Here is a 17,924-nt window from a genome sequence, read left to right on the forward strand (position 1 = left end):
CAGGCGCGTGAGCCGCGCCCTGCGCGGGGCGGTGGCGATGGCGTTCCTGGCGGCGCTGCTCGCGGTGCCGTTCACGTCGGCGTCCGCGGCCGACCTGCGGATCGTCAACGGAGGTTTCGACGAGGGGTTGGCCGGATGGAGCGGTTCGCACAGCCCGGGCGGCGTCGGCGTCGTGGTCTGGGACGGGCGCACCACTGCGCGCGTCGCCGACACAGACCCGGGGGCCGCGTACGGCAGGGAGAGCATGCCGGGCCTGCCCGCCACGGCGGGGACTCGCTACACACTGCACGCCGAGGTCTGGGCCGATAGCGGCACCGCGCATCTGTATCTGCGCTTCAGGGATGCCTCCGGCCGTCTTCTCGGCGGCGGCGCGAACGCTTCGGTGACGGGCAGACGGTGGAACCGCGTCACGGCCTCGGGCGTCGCGCCCACCGGCACGGCCACCGTCTCGGCCCTCATCTACTCGGGTGTGGCCGACGTGGGCACCGCCTACTGGGACGAGGTGCTGATCACCAGGGACCTGACCGATCTGGGCGTGCAGATCGAGAGCAGCGTGCCCAACGCCACCACCTTCTCGGGCGGCAGCGCCTACGCCCTCTACACCGGCACCGCCGACGCCAACCCACAGCTCGCCGTGATCGACGTGGCCGGCGAGGAGGTGACCCGGAAGATCACCATTCCCGACACCGCGGTCACGCCCACCGTCGGCGGCTGGGCGGCGGCCACGGCCACCGACGGCAGCGTCTACCTCGGCACCTATCCCAACTCCAAGCTCTACCGGTACGTCCCCGGCCAGTCCACGGTCACCGACCTCGGGCGGGCGGAGGGCGGTTACTCGTTCATCTGGGACCTGGAGCCGGGAGCGGGCGGGAAGGTGTACGGCGGCACCTACAACGACGGCCGCTACTTCAAGTACGACAACGGCGCCTTCACCACGATCGGCAACGTGCCCATCGCGGCCGGCGCTCAGTACGTGCGCAGCCTCGCCCACGACCCGGACGCCAACGCCACGTACCTGGGCACCGGCACGAACGCCGCGCTGACCAGGTTCGACAACGTCACGGGGCGCGTGGACAGCCTCCTTCCGGCGGCCTATGCGCACAACTCCATGGTGGGCGGGCTCACCTGGACGGGGAACAGGCTGTTCGCCTGGATCGACCGCACGCTGCTCGTCCTGCGCGTCGTCCGCAACGCCGACGGCTCGCACGCCGCCGTCACAGACGCCGCGATCACCGACGTGGACCTGCACCACTCGCCGGCTCGCGACGGCAAGGTCTGGTTCGTCAAGGAGGGTCTACTGCACTCCTACGACGTGGGCACCGGGTCCGTGCGGGCGACCTCCGTCCGGCCCGGACTCGACGTCACCGGGTACACCTGGGCCGACGGCACGTTGGTCGGCCTCGGTGCGGCCTCGGACGGCACCAGGATCTTCAAGTACGACCCCGTGAGCGGCAACTGGAGTAGCAGGGTCGTCTCCGGCGCCCCCGTCCTGCCCGCCGCGATCAACGCGCTCGGCGCGGGGCCCGACGGCGACATCTACACCGGCGGCTACCTGACCGGCGGCATCGGTGTCCACGACCCGCTGCGGGGCGACGGCGACGACGGCCGGCCGGACACCCCGACCCTCAATGGGCTCAGCCAGACCGACAGCCTGCTGGCCCACAACGGCCTGCTCTACCTGGGCGTCTACCCGTCGGCCAAGCTCTACAGCCACAACCCCGCGGGTTCCTGGCCGCCCACGCTCAGGTACACCGGCGGCGAGGCGGGAGACAAGGCCAACGACTGCGAGCCGGGCAAGGGCCCGCCGCCGCAGGACCGGCCATACGCGCTCGCCGGCGGGCCGGACGGCACCGTCTACATGGGCACGGTGCCGAAGTACGGCAAACGCAGCGGCGCCCTCACCGTCTGGAAGGAAGGCACGGCCGGGCGGACCCTCTGCGTGGTGCCGAACCAGTCCGTCGTCTCGCTGGCCTACGCGGGAGGCAAGCTGTTCGGCGGCACCTCCACACGCGGCGCTCTGGGTGTCGACCCCGTCTACGCGCCCGGGGCGTCGGCCACACTGTTCTCCTTCGACCCCACCACCGGTGCCGTGCACCCACATCCGCTCCCGCTGACGGCACCCAAGGCCGTCACAGCCCTCGCGGAGGTGGACGGTGAGCTTTGGGGCCTGGCGGGCGGCTCACTGTTCACCCTCGATCCGGCGCGGCCCGCGGCGATCACGGCCAGACGGCTGTTCCCCGACCCCGACTATGCCGGTAAGCCCAGTCTGGCCTGGCGCGACGGGGTGCTGCTGACCGTGACCCAGGATCCCCTCCACGTGTACGGCACGATGGGCGACCAGATCTTCAAGATCAACAAGTCGACGAAGGTGCTGACCGTGCTGCTGACGATCCCAGGGATGGAAGGCCTGACGGCCGACGGCCTCGGCAATCTCTATTACAAGATCAACGAGCGGCTGTACAGGCTTGCCGTTCCCCAGGAGTGAGGACAGCCCCTCTCTTACTTCGGCCTGAACCGATATGGGCCTCTCGACCAGCCATGCCCTCGACACAAAGGAAGCAGGCTCGTGCGAAGAATGATCAGAGCATTACTCGCGGTCCTGAGCGGAACGGTGCTCGCGTTCGTCACCGTCCCCGCGATCCCCGCGCAGGCCGGCACCTGGGGGGAGTACCCCACAAGTTCCGGGAACAGGACCTGTTCCAATTCCAGAACTTACAACGGGACCGCTTATCAGGTGTGCCTGGAGTTCAACTCGGCACGCACGCAAGTGCGGGCCATCTCCTTCATCAACCCCGGCGCGTACACCAATTTCCAGGTCAACATGAGGCTCTGGTTCGGTGGCAACGGCGTCAGCATCCCCCAGTCGTGCCCGACGATGACGACTAACGGCAGTCGCGCATGCTGGACCGGATGGACCGCGCTCAGGCGGCCCTATGTGGTGGCCGACGCCACCTTCGGTATCGCCGGCGCGTGGAGGACGCCCGTACGCGCCCTGGACATGACTCTCTCCGCCAAGTATCAGGAGAAGTCGAACTGGTGCGGTCCCGGATCGGCGCAGACGATCATCGCCACGATGGGCATCTCGGCTCCCTCGCAGTCCAGCCTGGCCGATATCTCGGAGACGACCGCCCTCGGAACGATGCCGTGGATGATGAAACTCGGCCTCAACGCAAGCGTGCCTCAGGACTTCCCCTACAAGGACTACGACATCCCTCCCAGCGGGACCGCCAGGGAGATCGGACTCAACACGATTGTGACGTCGCTGTCGAGGGGCAGGCCGGTCGCCGTTCTCGTCAAGCCTGGCCAGTTGCCCTGGTCTCCGAACGTGTCCGGGAGCGTCCGGCACTACATCGTCATCCACGGCTACGGCGGCTTCGAGACAACCAACGCGAGCCACATCCCATGGATGCCCATGAACTTCAAGGTCTGGGATCCGGGCGCCGGGCGGGAGGAGTCGCTCACGCAGGAGGAGCTCTTCTTCGCGGCCAGGGGAGCACAGGCTGTGGACGACAACATCTGGGCCATCGCGACATGACGCTCATCTGATCCGGCTGTGCCAGGTTCACGAGGGCCTCGTGAACCTGGCTGGGTCTGCTTCGAAGGCGAATCTCAGGCCGGAGGGATCGTCAAGGTCGGGCAGCGGGGATCGAGCCGGATCAGCGCCAGGTCACGCCCGGCCAGGGCCCAGGCGTTCCAGGAGCCGTGCTCGAAGTGGAGCTGCGGGTTGGTGTACCACTCGTCTCCCAGACCGGTCGCCACGAGCTTGGCCTCGGTGCCCAGTTCGTAAACGTTGCCGCCGCCGAAGAAGGTGGAGGTGAAGACGCGGCCCCGATGGACGGTCAACTCGCCGTACCCGGGCAGCGGGCCCTGGTGAGTGATCGTGCGGGTGGCCAGGTCCATCGCGAACCAGCTCGCGTTGCGCTTGTAGACCCCGTAGAGCACGCCGTCGTGCACCTTGATGTCCTGGAAGGTCCGGTAGCCGGCGACCGGGTCCACCTGCCAGAGCACCTTGCGGCTGCGCAGGTCGAACGCCGCGACGGACGCCGACGTCTTCACCGGCGGGGTGCCGCCGCCGCCGAGCACGTCGCCGCCGAGGTAGACGATGCCCTTGCGGGAGTCGAGCGAGAGGCTCATGAGGCTCTGGTCGGGGATGACGTCCAGGTAGACGTCCATCTTGCCGGTGTCGGGGTCGACGACCGACAGTGCCCCCTTCAGGTTGGCGCCCAGTGGCGCCGAGGCGACGAGCAGCTTGTCGGTGCGGGGGTCGTACTCCAGGTCCCACGGCCGCTGCTGACCGTGACCGAGGTAGCCGAGGCTGCGGACGCGGTCGCGCCGGTCGATCTCGACGATCTGCCCGCTGGGGTAGATCGCGGCGTAGATCTTGTCGCCGCGGCGGACCAGGTCCTTCGGCTCTCCCGGCAGCCAGATCCGGCGCTGGTCGCCGCTGCGCAGGTCGCGGATGGTGAGGGAGAAATGGCCGCCGACGTACAGCGTCCGGCCACGGTCGAGCAGCATCGACTGCGGGCGCTCCGAGCCGGTCGGCAGGCCCGCCTCGATCAAGTCGGTGAACGCGGTCTGGCCGGTGCGCACGTCCATCGTCCACATGCCGCCGCTGCCGGAGAAGCCGAGCAGCGTGTCGCCCTCGGGCACCAACCGGCGGGTCTCCTCGCCGGTCCTGGGGGTGCCGACCTCGGTGAGCGCGGTGTCGCCCGTGCGATAGCGGTAGATCGTGCCCCGCGGCCTGGACGACACGTACGCGGTGCCGTCGCCGGCGAAGCCGATCATGTCGAGGGTGAGGTCGCCGAGGCCGACCTGTCTGGCGTCCGTGCCGTCCTTCCGCACGTCGAAGAGGGTGTTCCCGCTGGCCCCGAGCACCCGGTCACCGTGCTCGGCGACCGCGCCGAACCCGGTGCCGCCCGCCGCCAGCTCGCGCACCGCGCCGCTCGCGCGGTCGATCGCGACCAGCTTGGCCTTGTCGAGCAGCCCGGCATAGACGTTATGGTCGTCGACGGTGAGGCTGCGCACGTAGCGCTCGCCTGCGGCCAGCACCCCGAAGACACGTACCGCGCCGGTGGCCGGGTCGTACTCGCGGACCCTGCCGTCGGGATAGGTCCCGGCATAGATCTTCCCGTCGGGGGAGGCTGCCAGGCTCCAGATGTACCCGCCGCTGCCGCCGAAGGAGGCCAGGTGCTCGACCTCGCCCGTCGCCGGATCGAACCTGTACAGGTCCGGCACCGGGTAGGTGCCGGCATAGATCTTGCCGCCCGCGACCGTCATGGCCCAGGCTCCCTCGGCCTCACCGGCGGCGGGCGCGTCGGGCAGCCGCACCGAGCGGAGCGTCTTGCGGGTGGCGAGGTCGATCTCGGCGAGCACGGGCGGCTTCAGGCCGCGGGTGACGACGTATCCGCGCCCCTCATGGGTGACGGCGCCGACGATGGCGCCGGTCACGGACGCGGGGCCGAACCTCTGCACCCCGGTCCCCTCGCACTGCGCCTCCTGAGTCCGCGAGCTCTGTACGGCGGGGCTCTGCTCGGCGGGCGGCCCCTGCGCGGCGGCGGCGATCGAGGGGACGAGCAGGACGGGTAGCGCGGCGGCGGTGACGAGGACGGCTCGCAGCGATCGGCTGGGAGGCATGGGACCACTCCTTGCGAGAATTCACTTCTGCACCATATTGGTCCAGACCGTAATCAAGTGAGCAGAAGCCGTCAACACTCTCGCCCGAACAGCCTGTTCAACCGGAAACCGTCAACGCTCCCACCCTTGCGGTCACCGGTCTCGAAGATTATGGTCATGACCGGTATACGAACGGAAGGATGCCCGGATGACACCCTTCGACACCCGGCGCCTGATCGGCGACCTGGTGGTGACGCTCGACGCCGACGTGCTCGGCGGCGCCTACCCCGACCGCGACCTCCCCCAAGAGCCCGCCCCGCATATCCTGGCCCGCCACGACATCACCGCGGGCGCGGTGGCCAGCCTGCGTGCCGCGCTCTTCGACATGGCGTCGGGCAACGACGAGACCCTCGCCTCGGCGACCGGCGGCACCGCACTTCCGGCCGCAGGCGGCGCGGCGGTCGTGCCCGTCGGAGCCCTCGACCTGCGCGACCCCCTGGGCGCGGTGCGCGAGATGGAGCGGCTGGCCGCCCTGGGAGTACGGGCGGTCCGGCTCTTCCCCGACGAGCAGGGCGTCGAGGCGGGCTTCCCCTCGGTGCGACACGTCGCCGTACGGGCCGCCGCGCTCGGCCTGACCGTGCTGACCGGAGGCGACGTGCGCCGATTCTGGCAGCCGTTCACCGGTCTCGGCCTGCGGGTCGTCTTCCTCGACACGCACTTCTACCACCTGGGTGACTTCCTCGTGGCGGCCGCCGGCGAGCCGGGCTTCCACACCTCGACCCGGCTGCTCAACTCCCCTGACGCGTTGGAGACCGTCGCCGGCGAGATCGGGGCGGACCGCCTGCTGTTCGGCTCCCGCACGCCCTACTACGAGCCGCTCGTTCCCCTGCTCCGCCTGGCCACCGGCGACCTGAAGCCCGACGAGGTCGCGCTCGTCGCCGGAGGCAACGCCCGCCGCCTGCTCCTCGGGGAACCCTCATGATCATAGATGTCCACGCGCACTGGGGTCCGTGGTTCTTCACCATGGACGTCTCGGCGCTGACGATCCGAGCCATGGACCGCTACGGGATCGACCTGGCCATCGTGTCGGGCACCGAGGCCGTCATCTACGACGCCCCGGCGGGTAACCGCGTCCTGGCCTCCTACCTGGACTCCGTGTCCGGCCCCGCCCGCCTGTACGGCTACGTGACCGTCAACCCGCGCCGCCTGGCCGAGGCCGAGCGCGACCTGAACACCTACCTGCCCACCGGCCGGTTCGTCGGCGTGAAGATCCACACCGACTACACCGGTTCCCCCGTCACCTCCCCGCAGCTGCGCGACGCGCTGGCTCTGGCGGCGGCGGCGGACGTCCCGGCGCTGGTGCACACCTGGGGCGCCTCCGTGCTCGACCTGGCCCAGGTCTGTCTCGACACCCCGGGCCTGCGCGTGATCGCCGGGCACATGGGCGCGGACGGCTACCGGCACGCCATCGAGGCCGCCCGCGCCTGCGACCGCCTCTACCTGGAGCCGTGCTGGTCGCACTTCCCCGCCGGGCGCATCGCGGAGGTCGCCGCCGCGGTGGACCCGAAACAGCTGCTGTTCGGCACCGACTCCACGCTCATCGACCCGGCCTCCGCCTTCGGCTCCGTGGCGGCGGCGGGACTGACCGGCGACGCGGCCGACCGCCTGGCCTGGCGCAACGCCGCCGCCCTCTTCCGCCTTCCGCTCGGCTGACCGGCCCGGGCGCGGGGTGGGTCAGACCTCGGCGAGGACGGCCTCCTCCGTCGCCGGGCCGTACAGGTCGAAGGCGTGCGAGCGCGGAACGCGCCCCTCAGCGGCGGCCAGCCACAGCATGCGCTGGACGTAGCCCTCCATCGGCGCGGTGAACGTCGCGGCGGCCAGCCGGTCGAGCCGCGCAGACGCCCGCTCGAACTCCCGCAGGTCGTTCCCGGCGAAGGCGCGCATCACGTCGCGGGTGACGCCCACCCGCGCGGCCGCGAGGCCGACCAGCGCCGCCTCGGCACCCCACAGCAGCGACGGGCCGAACATCCGGTCCTCCCCGGTGATCGCCAGCCGTCCCGCCTCACGGGTGATCCGTATCGCCTCCTGGCATCCCATCGCGTCCGACAGCAGCGCCGCCTTCAGTCCCGCCACCCCGGGGTGGCCGACGATCTCCTTCAGTACGGCGGGCGGGCAGGGCAGCGTGTAGAGATCGAAGGCGATCATGGGCAGCCCCGCACCCCGCCAGACGGCATCGTGCAGGGCGAGCCGGTCGGTGGCGGAGGGGAACACCAGCACGCCGGCGGCCCCGAGCCCGGCGGCGACTCGCGCCTCCTCGACGGCCCGCTCCACCGAACCCGAGGGCGCGTCCCGGGGAGCCGCCGAGCTGTCCGGTCGCGCCGTGCTCAACGTGACCGTGACTCCGCCCGTCCGTGTCTCATCAGGGGCGCCGCCGACGCCGACCAGCACCGGTACTCCCAGGGAGACCGCGCACTCGATCACGGCGGACCGCACCGGCGGGGGCAGGAAGGGGCCGCGGCCGGTGTGGGCGAGCACCGCGAGCCCGTCGGCACCGTCGGCGAGCAGGCCGCGGAAATAGGCCGTCACCAGGTCGAGGTCCACCTCGCCCAAGGCCGTCATGGGGGTGGCCGCCGCCGCGAGCAGCGTGCCGCGCAGCTGCTCCCGCAGCCGCGCGGCCTGTGACGATATATCCATCTAAAAGACTTTATTTGAGTCCGGTCATCGTGATGCTGTTGACCAGGTACCGCTGCAGGAGCGCGAACACCAACAGGCATGGCAGCACCGACAGCGTGGCGGAGGCCATCAGCACGGCCAGCGACGACCCCTCCGTGCGCATCGACGCCAGCCCCACGGTGAGCGTGCGCATCTCGTCCGACTGCGCCATGACGAGCGGCCACAGGAAGTCGTTCCAGTGCCACAGGAACACGAACACCCCGAGCGTGGCCAGGATCGGCCTGGTCAGCGGGAGCACGATCTGCCAGTAGACGCGCCACTCGGAGGCCCCGTCGACCTTGGCCGCCTCGAACAGCTCGTCGGGCAGGTCACGGATGAACTGCCGCATGAGGAAGACCGCCTGCGAGTTGGCCAGCGTCGGCACGATCAGTCCCCAGAAGGTGTCCACCCCGCCGAGGTTGGAGATGAGCACGAACATCGGGATCAGCGTCGCCTGGGACGGCACCATGAGCGTCGCGAGGAACGCCCACATCATCGTGTCGCGCCCGGGGAAGCGCTTCTTGGCGAAGGCGTACCCGGCCATCGACGCGGTCAGCAGGGTGATCACCACGGACACCAGCGCGTAGATCACCGTGTTGACCGTCCAGCCGGCGAACCCGGAGGACGACAGCAGGTCCGCGATGGTGTCCAGGGACAGCGACTCCGGCCACTGGACGGGCAGGGTCGGCTCGCCCGGCGGCGACAGCGCCACCACGAACATCATGAAGAACGGGCTGACCGTGATCACCGACACGAGCGCGAGCAGCACCCACAGCGGCCATCGGAAGGACCCGCGCCGTGCCTTGACCGGAGGCTTCACGACCGCGGTGGCGGGCCGGGTGGCGGTGAGCGTCATGCGTTTCCCCGATCGAGCAGGCGGCGCTGGACCAGCGACACGACGAGCACCAGCGCGAAGAGCACGATGCCGATCGTGGCCGCGTAGCCGAGGTTGGAGAATTTGAAGCCCTGGTCGTACAGGCCGTAGATGAGCGTGTAGCTCGCCCTGGCGGGCCCGCCGCCGGTCATCACGTAGATGGTGTCGAACGTCTGGAAGGCGCCGATGGTCTCGATGATGACGACGAAGAACAGGGTGGGCTTGAGCAGTGGCAGCGTGATCCGGCGGAACCGCTGCCACGGCCCGGCCCCGTCGACCGTCGCCGCCTCCAGATAGGAGGCCGGGATCGACTTGAGACCGGCGAGCAGGATCAGCATGGAGTAGCCGAAGCCCTTCCACACCGACACCACCGCCAGCGCGGGCAGCACGAGGGCGGCCTCCTCAAGGAAGCCGACGGGGCCGAGGTCGAACTTGCCCAGCAGCCCGTTGATCATCCCGTCGAACTCGTAGATCCACCGCCAGATCACACCCGCCAGCACGAAGCTGGTGACGTACGGCAGGAAGAGCATGCCCCGGAACAGGCCGCGCATGAAGACGACCGCGTTGAGCAGCAGCGCGGTGCCGAGCGCGACGAGGACGGTCAGGGGCACGTAGATCGCGACATAGACCAGCGTGATCCGCAGGCTGTCCCAGAACTTCGGGTCGTCGAGCAACCGGGCGTAGTTGTCGACGCCGACGAAGTTCCACTCCCCGCCGAGATTCAGGTCGGTCAGGCTCATGCCCCCCGCACCCAGGATGGGCACGAACCTGAAGACCAGGAAGAGCACCAGCATGGGGAGGACGAACAGCAGGCCCGCCATGGGGTCCCGCAAGCGCTGTCGCATCAGGTTCTCGCCTTTCGCACGTAACGGCCCCCGCCACGATGGGGGCGAACCGCATCAGCCGCCGTTGGCCAGCAGCGCATTGGCCTCCTTGGCCGCGTCGTCCAGGGCCGTCTTGGCGTCCTTCTGGCCGAGCAGGGCCGCCTGGATCTCCGGCGCGATCAGCGCCATCACCTGACGGGCCATCGGGTGGGTGTCACCCGGGAAGGCGTACTCCAGCGACTTGGCGAACTCCTGCACGACCGGAGAGGTGCCGGGCACGGTCACATCGGTACGCGCGGAGAAGAAGCCCGACTCCTTGGCCAGCGCCGCCGAGGCCTCCGGCGCGGACAGGAAGGCGGCGAACTTCTTGGCGGCCTCGGCGTTCGGCGAGTGCTTGGCCAGCACGAGCCCGCCGGGGATGCCGAACGCGACCTTCTTCGTGTTCTCCAGCGGCAGCCCGACGCCGACGTTGTCCTCGCCGATCGCCGCGCCGAGCTGGGTGACCTGCAGCGCGGTGGCCGCGTGGTAGACGGCCGTCTTGCCCCCGGCCAGGGCGCCGCCCTCGATCTCGTTCTTCTTGGTCGCCGCGTTCTCCGGCAGGCCGCCCAGCTTCTGCAGGTCGAGCAGGAACTGCAGGGCCCCGATGCCCTCGGGACCGTTGAAGACGACGCTCTTGCCGTCGGCGGCGAACACGCTGCCGCCGTTGCCCCACAGCAGCGGGTAGAAGCTCTGGTTCAGGCTGACCTCGGGGGCGCCGGGGTAGTCGAGGATCGCGACCTTCTTGGCGGCGAGCTTGGGCGCGGCGGCCTTGAACGCCTCCCAGGTCTGGGGGAACTCGGTCACGCCCGCGTCGGTGAACGCCTTCTTGTTGTAGATCGGCGCGGTGATGGTCTGGTAGATCGGCACGCCGTAGAGCTTGCCCGCCACGCTCAGCGCGGTGAGGGCGTTGGGCAGGAAGGAGGACTTGGCGGCGGCCACCACGTCGTCCACCGGGGCCAGGGCGCCCTGCTCGGCGTACTGCGGGATCTGGTCGGGAGTGAGCACGACCAGGTCGAAGCCCTTCTTCGAGGCGAGCGCCGTCGTGATCTTCTCCTGACGGCCCTCCCAGGGCTGATGGTCGACCTTGAGATCGATCGTGGCGTTCTCGGCCTCGAAGTCCTTCTCGATCTTGGCCCAGAACGCCTGGTTCTTGGCCTGATCCCCGATCACGGGGTACATCCAGACTGTCACCGTGTTCTTGTCCGACCCTGAGCCGGAGCCGCCGCATCCGGTGAGCGCGACTCCCAGGGCGGCCGCGAGGCCGGCGAGTGCGACCTTCCTCATCAGGCCTTCCTTTCATTGGAAACACCGGTTTATTGGCAATACCGGTCCAGACCGAAATGTAGCGACCACTCTTATGAAGGGTCAATGCCCGACATCTGAACGTAACGACGGAATCCATCGCCGATCGCCGCGACATGGTCGGCGGTGTAGTTCTCGTTCAGGTCCACGATCAGCAACGTCTCGCCGACCAGGCGGTCCGCCTCGGGGCAGGCGGCCGGCGGCGCCGACAGCGGAAACCTGGACGTACCGTACATCGGCCCGTCCCACAGCGGTGCCCGGTTGAGCGGCTCGGCAAGATACCCGGACCGGGCCGGAATCCCGTCGGCGGCCAGCCTGGCGGCGAGCTCCGGCGCTCCTCCGCCCGGCAGCACGACCGGGAAGTACCACCACGCGTGCCCGCGCGGATCGGGCAGAGCGAGGCCCGGCAGCCCCGCCAGCTCCCGCAGCAACCGCATGGCCCAGTGCCGCCGGGCGGCCACCACGCCCGGCAGTTTGGCCAGCTGCGCGCGGGCCACCGCGGCCTGCAGCTCGGTCATCCGGTAGTTGAGCCCGAAGCTCAGATGGTGCCGCCCGTCGGCCCGGTCCCAGCCCTTGTCGGAGAACAGCCGCATCGTCCGGGCCAGCGCGTCGTCGTCGGTGACCACGAGACCGCCGTCGCCGCAGGTGACGTGCTTCCACTGCTGCAGGCTGAAGCAGCCGATCTCGCCGGCGGCGCCCACCGGCCGGCCGCCGGGCAGCTCGCCCAGCCACGCCTGCGCGCAGTCCTCGATCAGCATGATCCCGTGCTCGTCGGCGATCGTCCGCAACTCGTCCACGGCGGCGGGCGCACCGAAGAGGTGCACCGCCATGATCGCCCTGGTGCGCGGGGTGATCGCGGCCCGCACCGCGGCCGGATCGAGATTCCCGGACAGCGGATCGACGTCCGCGAAGACAGGGATCGCGTTCTGCGCCAGGATGGGGGCCACGGTTCCGAAGTCGGTCATGGGCGTCGTTATGATCTCGTCGGCCGGGTTCGGAGCGGCCGCCACGACCGCGAGATGCAGGGCAGCGGTGCCCGAGCTGCACGCCACGGCGTGCCGGGCGCCGCACAGCTCGGCCATCTCGCGTTCGAGCGCCCTGGTCTCGGTGCCCCAGACGGAGTTGAGCATCCCCGAGCGGATCACCCGCTCGGCGGCGGCCACCTCCTCGTCGCCGAGTGTCCTGCCGGCCGCTTCCGCGGCGCTGGGGAATTTCGGAGTCACGCAACACCTCGCACCAGATAAAGTAATAGCGGTCTTGACCGTAATTTAGCCAGGAGGTCTCAGTGGGGATCCTCATCGGGGTGGTCGGCCCCCACGACCTGGTCGACGATGTGGCGGCCATCTGTGAGGAACAACCGGGTGTGAGCACGCTGCGGCTCGACTACGACCACGAGTCGCAGGCGCCCACGATCGTCGAGGCGCACGCCGGCGCGGTGGAGGGCTGGCTGTTCACCGGCGTCGTGCCGTACATGCTCGCGCAAGAGGCCGATGTCCTCACGCGTCCCACCGCGTTCGTCGACTACTCGGGCGCGACCCTGCTCAGCGCCCTCGTACGGCTCCAGCACCAGGGCCACGACGTCACCCGTCTGTCCATCGACACCCTGTCGAGCGCCGACGTGGCCGCCACGTTCGCCGAGGCCGGCCTGCCCACCGACGAACTGCGGGTGCTCCCCTGGCGCAGCGGCCTGACCTCGCGGTCGGCCATCGCCTTCCACCGCCGCGGCGGCGAGCACACCGTGATCACCTGCCTCAGCTCGGTGCACGACGCGTTGCGCGGCAAACTCCCGGTGCTGCGCCTGGTGCCGTCGACGCACTCGGTCCGCATCGCCCTGCGCCGGCTCCTGCTGTCGGCGGAGGGCCAGGCGCAGGAGGACGCGCAGATCGCGCTGGGCCTGATCGAGCTCGACGGCGAGGAGGGCCTGCTGCGCGAGGCGACCGCGCTCGGCGGCACGCTCGCGGCCTTCCGGGGCGGCGTCCACCTGCTGGTCACCACCCGCGGCCCGCTGCACGACGCGACGGGCGGCTTCTCCTCCCTGCCGATGCTGTCGCGGCTGGCCGCCTACAGCCGGGTCGTGCGGGCCGGGTTCGGCCTGGGCCGCAGCGCCGCCGAGGCCGAGAGCCTGGCCCGCAGGGCGCTGGCCAGGGCCCGGCGCATCGGCGACGTGGCCGCGGTGTTGTCGCTGCGGGCCGACACCGACGTCGTGCTGGAGTCGGTCGCCCCGCCCCCGGCCAGAGATACGAACCTGCCGCTCCTGGCCCGCCGGGTGGGCCTGTCGGTGGCGACGCTGGAGAAGCTGCTGGAGGCGCGGGCGACGGTGGGCGATCAGCCACTGACCACCCGCGAGATCGCCGAGCGGCTCGCGGTGCAGCAGCGCACGGCCCGCCGGATGCTGCACCGCCTGGAGCTGGCCGGGCTGGCCGAACGCACCGGTAACCTTTCCAGCGGCTCCAGCGGCCGCCCGCTGACGCTCTACCGCCTGACCCTTTAGCGCAGCCACCGGTCCAAGCCCTCGGCGACGAACTCGTCGTCGCGTAGCCACGGATAGGCCGCCCAGATCCGGTCGATCTCGGCGAGCTGCCCGGAGGAGAGCTCCTCCTCCGGATCCAGGCACCAGCGCCCGGCCAGCAGACCCTGGCGACGCAGAACCTCGTGGATACCGGGGATGCAGCCGCGGAAGCCGTGCTCGGCGTCGAAGATGGCGGCGTTGGCGTCGGTCAGGTGCCCATCGAGGGTGAGCAGCCTGCGTACGGCGGCGTCGTCGCCGCCACGGGCGCGCCGTGCCTCGTCGAGCAGCTCGACCGCCCGCTTCACCCACACCGCCCACTGGCCGAGGAGACCACCGACGAACTCGACGTCGACCTCCTCGCCGTCCACGACGACGCGATGCGAGGTGATCAGGTCCGACAGGATGTGGTCGTCGTTGCCGGTGTAGAGCGCCACCTGACGGGTGCGTCCGGCCCTCACCACGCCATGGAGCACGTCCAGCGTCCGGTAACGGTTGAACGGGGCGACCTTGATGCCGACGACCGCTTCGATCGAGGCCAGACGCGTCCAATAGTCGCGGGTCAGCGCCCGGCCGCCGACGGCGGGCTGCAGGTAGAAGCCGATCACCGGCAACACCTCCCCCACCGCGCGGGTCCGCTCGATGAGCTGATCCTCGTCCAGCTCGCGATACGGGCTCAGCAGCACCATGTGGTAACCGAGCGAGGCCGCCAGCTCCGCCTCCGCCACCGCCTGCGCGGTGCTCCCGGTCGCGCCCGCCACCAGCACCACCTCGCGCTCGTAGCCACGGGCGGTCTCGGCGGCCAGCTCCAGCACGGGAGGCAGCAGGCCCGTGCCGTGGATCGCGAACTGGGTGGTGTGCACCCCGACGGCCAGACCGCCCGCCCCGGCCTCGACGTAGTAGCGGGTCAGCGCCCGCTGCCGCCGCTCGTCGAGCCGCCGGTCCTCGGTCAGCGCCAGCGGGTGCGCCGGGATGACTATGCCCTTGCGGAACAGGTCGTGGACGGAACCATGTCTCTCAGGTGCCGTGCTGAGCACGTACGTTCCCCTTTCACTCTCGCCGATGCGGTCAGAACGCGCCGTCACGGCGCTCGAACTTGGTGGGCTTGCCCAACAGCGCCCCTCCGTCACCCACCCAGCGGGCGGTGTGCTCGACCAGTTCGGCAAGCGTGAGATCGGGGTAGCCGAACAGACCGTGGCAGCGCGCGGCGTTGGACAACAGCGCCGTGGAGGCCTCCTCGCCGACGAAGACCGGCTCCCTGCCCAGCAGGCGGCCGAGGTCGCCTGCGACCTGCCGTACCGAGACCAGCTCGGGTCCGGTCACGTTGAGCACGTACGGCGGAACGGAGGCCAGCAGCAGCGAGCGAAGCGTCACCTCGTTGGCGTAGCCCTGCCAGACCACGTTCGCCTGGCCGGTGGTCACGTCTATGGCCTGTCCGGCGACGATCTTCTGCGCGAGGTCGACCAGCACGCCGTAGCGCATCTCGACGGCGTAGTTGAGCCGGATCAGCGCCGTCGGCGTGCCGCGCTCCTCGGCGAAATGAGTGAGCATACGCTCACGGCCCAGGCAGCTCATGGCGTAGTCGCCGACCGGCCCGGTGGGCGAGTCCTCGGTGGAACCACCGGAGGCGATCGGAACGAGCGGGTAGACGTTGCCCGTCGACAGCGCGGCGATCCTGCTGCCCGCGAACCGGTCGGCCACGCGACCGGGCAGGTAGGCGTTGGTGAACCAGGTGGCGTGCTCGCGCCCCTGGGTGCCGAACTTGGCACCGACGAGGAAGACCACGTTGGGCACGTCGGGCAGCTCCCGCAGCGCGTTCTCGTCGGCGATGTCGGCCGCCACGACCGTGGCGCCCTCGTCGCTGAGCGCCTGCGCCAGGCCGGGCTCGGAGAAACGCGACACCGCGATGACGCGCCTGCCGCCCCCGGCCGCCCTGACCCCGTTCAGCGCCAGGCGGACGAGGCTGGGGCCGAGCTTGCCTCCGGCGCCGAGCACCATGATGTCGCCGTCGAGCTTGCCCAGATCCTCGACCAGCCCGTCACGGGGGCGTGACAGGCGTTCTTCCAGCTCTGCGATGGTCCGCACGCGGAACTCCTCACTCTCATTTACGGTCCAGACCGTAACTGGGAGAGAGTTAGGCTGTCAACGTCCGCCCGGCGTGCCGGGCGGACGGGATCCCAGCTAGGCGCAGGCCTCGCGGGCGGACACCAGCATGCCGAGTACGGCCCTGGTCTGCTCCCAGGGCACCGGGCTCGGGGCACCGCCCACCATGGCCAGAAACGCCTCCACGGTGCCCCGGTAGCCCAGGCCGGAGAGGGGGTCGGCGCCAGGCTCCACCACGACCTCGCGGGTGCCGGCGCGCGTGTGGACGCTTACCGTGTAAGACTCCTCGTCGGTGACCCCGATGACCTCCACGGCGCCGACCGCGCCGTTCTCCCAGGCCAGCGCCATGATGCCGATGTCCTCCGACTTCAGCGCGGGGTAGGAGCGGGTGGCGGCCGCCGCCCCGGCCAGCCTTACGGCGGGACCGAGAAGGGCGACCAGCAGCTCCACGCCGTGCACGCCCATCGTCACCATCGTGCCGCCGCCCACGGCCGGGTCGTCCTGCCACGGGTTGTGGCCGCCCGCCCACAGGCCCACGTCGTGCCGTACGGTGGCCCGCACCGAGAGCACCTCCCCGAGGTCCTCGGCCACCAGGGCGGTGAAGGCGGGCGCGAAACGCAGCACCGAGGTGGACAGCACCAGCTCGGGCCGCGAGGAGGCCACCACGTCGACGGCGGCGAGCTGGGCGGCGGTCGCGGCGGCCGGCTTGTTGACGAAGCACGGCAGGTCCGCCGCCAGCACCCGGGCGAGCGCGGGAGCCACCCCCGGGTTGGGCACGGTCAGCACCACCCCGTCGGGGCGAGCGGCGAGCAGATCGTCCAGCCCGTCGGCGACCTCGGCCGCGGGGTGTTCCTCCGTGAAACGGGCCAGCCGGGCCTGGTCCTCCTCCCACACGATGAGGTCGGCGCGGGAGGCGAGGGTGCGGGCGTCGGTGTAGGGGTGGCTGGTGGCCAGTCCGGCGATGGCGATGCGCACGACATTCTCCTGGTCGGTGAGAGAGCTACCGACCGTACCTCACGGGCCTGGCGGCGCCCCCTGCCCCTGGGTGCTCCTCCCCATAGCCACCCGCTCACTGTCAGTCGGTGATGGAAGCCCGGAAGCGGTAGCGGTCCCCTCGGTAGACCTGCACCGTCAGTTCGAGCGGCCGCCCGTCCTGATTGAAGGAGAGCTGCTCGGCGACCAGCACCGGAGTCCCATCCTTGATCTCCAGCAGATCCCGCTCCCGAGCCTCGGGCTGCCGGGCCTCCACCGAGTAGTCCGCGACCCGGGGGAGCTGCGCCGGATCGGCGCCTCGCAGGGTCGCGTAGAGCGACGCGGCGGTGAAGTCGGTGTCGGCCAGCGCGGGACAGAGCGTCAAAGGCACCCGGTTGTGCTCCAGTACGACGACGAGGTCGTCGAGGAAACGCAGTCGCCGCATCTCGAACAGCGCGGCGCCCGGACCGATGCGCAGCGTCTCGGCCTCATCCACGGTCGCCGGCCTGGTTCCCGATTCCAGCACTTGGCTGCGGACGGCCAGGCCGTGCTTCAGGGCGTAGTCGGCGAACCCCTCCACCGTGTGCCCACCCGTCAGCCTGACAGCCTCGCCGCTTTCGGCGACGAACCAGCCGCGGGCCGCGGCGGACTCGAGCAGGCCCCGGCCCGCCAGTTCGGCCAGAGCGGCGCGCAGCGTCTCCCGCGACACCTCGTATCGCGTGGCCAGACTCCGTTCCGATGGCAACCGGTCCCCCGCCCTGGCGCCGCGGGCCGAGATGTCATCCCAGAGCCGTGCGGCGACCTGGACGTAGCGGGGCAGGGCGTCATCGCTCAGCAGGCCTTTGGGGAAGGAGGGTGTATCCGAGTAAGCCATACCAGAACCATACCAGATTCCGGCCATTGACGACCAAAAACCAGACCAGTACTGTTCCGGCTTGTCGCCGGCCGTAAGAGCGCGCCGCGACCCGGAACGTGGGCG

General features: G+C 70.4%; 15 protein-coding genes. 5 read left to right on the forward strand and 10 right to left on the reverse strand.

All coding sequences use genetic code 11. From position 1 onward, the window contains the following. The first annotated feature begins 7 nt into the window (after window positions 1-7). Together ACFQVD_RS16120 and ACFQVD_RS16125 are read left to right on the forward strand one after the other, a co-directional pair. The gene (locus ACFQVD_RS16120) at window positions 8-2,485 is read left to right on the forward strand and encodes a hypothetical protein (RefSeq protein WP_343968877.1); all 2,478 of its coding nucleotides are present in this window, start codon (window positions 8-10) and stop codon (window positions 2,483-2,485) included. Window positions 2,486-2,575: 90 nt separating this feature from the next. Beyond that, window positions 2,576-3,535 carry a C39 family peptidase gene (locus tag ACFQVD_RS16125; protein WP_343968938.1) on the forward strand — a complete coding sequence of 320 codons (960 nt, stop codon included), beginning with the start codon at window positions 2,576-2,578 and terminating at the stop codon, window positions 3,533-3,535. A gap of 74 nt (window positions 3,536-3,609) precedes the next feature. On the opposite strand, the gene ACFQVD_RS16130 is transcribed toward ACFQVD_RS16125, so the two are convergent. Then, window positions 3,610-5,634, reverse strand: coding sequence for an outer membrane protein assembly factor BamB family protein (locus ACFQVD_RS16130; RefSeq protein WP_343968875.1), 2,025 nt, complete (start codon window positions 5,632-5,634; stop codon window positions 3,610-3,612). A 187-nt stretch (window positions 5,635-5,821) separates the two neighbouring features. On the opposite strand from ACFQVD_RS16130, the gene ACFQVD_RS16135 reads away from it, so the two are divergent. Next, complete coding sequence (locus ACFQVD_RS16135) at window positions 5,822-6,595, forward strand: amidohydrolase family protein (protein WP_343968873.1); 774 nt, start codon at window positions 5,822-5,824, stop codon at window positions 6,593-6,595. Beyond that, window positions 6,592-7,326 carry an amidohydrolase family protein gene (locus ACFQVD_RS16140; protein WP_343968871.1) on the forward strand — a complete coding sequence of 245 codons (735 nt, stop codon included), beginning with the start codon at window positions 6,592-6,594 and terminating at the stop codon, window positions 7,324-7,326. Before ACFQVD_RS16135 ends, ACFQVD_RS16140 begins: the two co-directional genes overlap by 4 nt. A gap of 21 nt (window positions 7,327-7,347) precedes the next feature. On the opposite strand, the gene ACFQVD_RS16145 is transcribed toward ACFQVD_RS16140, so the two are convergent. The 5 genes from ACFQVD_RS16145 to ACFQVD_RS16165 form a co-directional block, all read right to left on the reverse strand. Continuing rightward, window positions 7,348-8,307, reverse strand: a complete 960-nt coding sequence (locus ACFQVD_RS16145; RefSeq protein ID WP_343968869.1) for a dihydrodipicolinate synthase family protein — start codon at window positions 8,305-8,307, stop codon at window positions 7,348-7,350. 10 nt (window positions 8,308-8,317) lie between these two features. After that, window positions 8,318-9,181 carry a carbohydrate ABC transporter permease gene (locus tag ACFQVD_RS16150; RefSeq protein WP_343968867.1) on the reverse strand — a complete coding sequence of 288 codons (864 nt, stop codon included), beginning with the start codon at window positions 9,179-9,181 and terminating at the stop codon, window positions 8,318-8,320. Then, complete coding sequence (locus tag ACFQVD_RS16155; RefSeq protein ID WP_343968865.1) at window positions 9,178-10,044, reverse strand: carbohydrate ABC transporter permease; 867 nt, start codon at window positions 10,042-10,044, stop codon at window positions 9,178-9,180. Before ACFQVD_RS16155 ends, ACFQVD_RS16150 begins: the two co-directional genes overlap by 4 nt. A gap of 54 nt (window positions 10,045-10,098) precedes the next feature. After that, window positions 10,099-11,346: an extracellular solute-binding protein gene (locus ACFQVD_RS16160; RefSeq protein ID WP_343968863.1), complete on the reverse strand. Its 1,248-nt coding sequence runs from the start codon at window positions 11,344-11,346 to the stop codon at window positions 10,099-10,101. A 71-nt stretch (window positions 11,347-11,417) separates the two neighbouring features. Further along, window positions 11,418-12,587, reverse strand: a complete 1,170-nt coding sequence (locus ACFQVD_RS16165) for a DegT/DnrJ/EryC1/StrS family aminotransferase (RefSeq protein ID WP_343968861.1) — start codon at window positions 12,585-12,587, stop codon at window positions 11,418-11,420. Window positions 12,588-12,649: 62 nt separating this feature from the next. Here ACFQVD_RS16165 and ACFQVD_RS16170 point away from each other — a divergent pair, with 62 nt between their 5' ends. Beyond that, window positions 12,650-13,855, forward strand: coding sequence for a hypothetical protein (locus tag ACFQVD_RS16170; protein WP_343968859.1), 1,206 nt, complete (start codon window positions 12,650-12,652; stop codon window positions 13,853-13,855). On the opposite strand, the gene ACFQVD_RS16175 is transcribed toward ACFQVD_RS16170, so the two are convergent. From ACFQVD_RS16175 to ACFQVD_RS16190, 4 genes are all read right to left on the reverse strand, one after another. Further along, entirely contained in the window at window positions 13,852-14,907 is a 1,056-nt protein-coding gene (locus tag ACFQVD_RS16175) for a dihydrodipicolinate synthase family protein (RefSeq protein WP_343968857.1), read from the reverse strand. The two genes, ACFQVD_RS16170 and ACFQVD_RS16175, sit on opposite strands and share 4 nt — an antisense overlap. 31 nt (window positions 14,908-14,938) lie before the next feature. Next, a complete protein-coding gene (locus tag ACFQVD_RS16180; protein ID WP_343968855.1) occupies window positions 14,939-15,955 on the reverse strand; it encodes an NAD-dependent epimerase/dehydratase family protein in 1,017 nt (338 codons plus the stop codon). Between the two features lie 96 nt (window positions 15,956-16,051). Then, window positions 16,052-16,948, reverse strand: coding sequence for a Gfo/Idh/MocA family protein (locus ACFQVD_RS16185; RefSeq protein WP_343968853.1), 897 nt, complete (start codon window positions 16,946-16,948; stop codon window positions 16,052-16,054). 100 nt (window positions 16,949-17,048) lie between these two features. Continuing rightward, a complete protein-coding gene (locus ACFQVD_RS16190) occupies window positions 17,049-17,819 on the reverse strand; it encodes a GntR family transcriptional regulator (protein ID WP_343968851.1) in 771 nt (256 codons plus the stop codon). Between the last annotated feature and the right edge of the window lie 105 nt (window positions 17,820-17,924).

It is taken from the genome of Streptosporangium amethystogenes subsp. fukuiense (assembly GCF_042665875.1).
GTDB classification, from domain to species: Bacteria; Actinomycetota; Actinomycetes; order Streptosporangiales; family Streptosporangiaceae; genus Streptosporangium; species Streptosporangium fukuiense.

Bases quoted from the DNA above. Each gene is read 5' to 3' on its own strand.
- ACFQVD_RS16190 (WP_343968851.1), bottom strand. From the start codon at position 17,819: ATGGCTTACTCGGATACACCCTCCTTCCCCAAAGGCCTGCTGAGCGAT.
- ACFQVD_RS16135 (WP_343968873.1), top strand. From the start codon at position 5,822: ATGACACCCTTCGACACCCGGCGCCTGATCGGCGACCTGGTGGTGACG.
- ACFQVD_RS16155 (WP_343968865.1), bottom strand. From the start codon at position 10,044: ATGCGACAGCGCTTGCGGGACCCCATGGCGGGCCTGCTGTTCGTCCTC.
- ACFQVD_RS16140 (WP_343968871.1), top strand. From the start codon at position 6,592: ATGATCATAGATGTCCACGCGCACTGGGGTCCGTGGTTCTTCACCATG.
- ACFQVD_RS16145 (WP_343968869.1), bottom strand. From the start codon at position 8,307: ATGGATATATCGTCACAGGCCGCGCGGCTGCGGGAGCAGCTGCGCGGC.
- ACFQVD_RS16125 (WP_343968938.1), top strand. From the start codon at position 2,576: ATGATCAGAGCATTACTCGCGGTCCTGAGCGGAACGGTGCTCGCGTTC.
- ACFQVD_RS16130 (WP_343968875.1), bottom strand. From the start codon at position 5,634: ATGCCTCCCAGCCGATCGCTGCGAGCCGTCCTCGTCACCGCCGCCGCG.
- ACFQVD_RS16160 (WP_343968863.1), bottom strand. From the start codon at position 11,346: ATGAGGAAGGTCGCACTCGCCGGCCTCGCGGCCGCCCTGGGAGTCGCG.
- ACFQVD_RS16150 (WP_343968867.1), bottom strand. From the start codon at position 9,181: ATGACGCTCACCGCCACCCGGCCCGCCACCGCGGTCGTGAAGCCTCCG.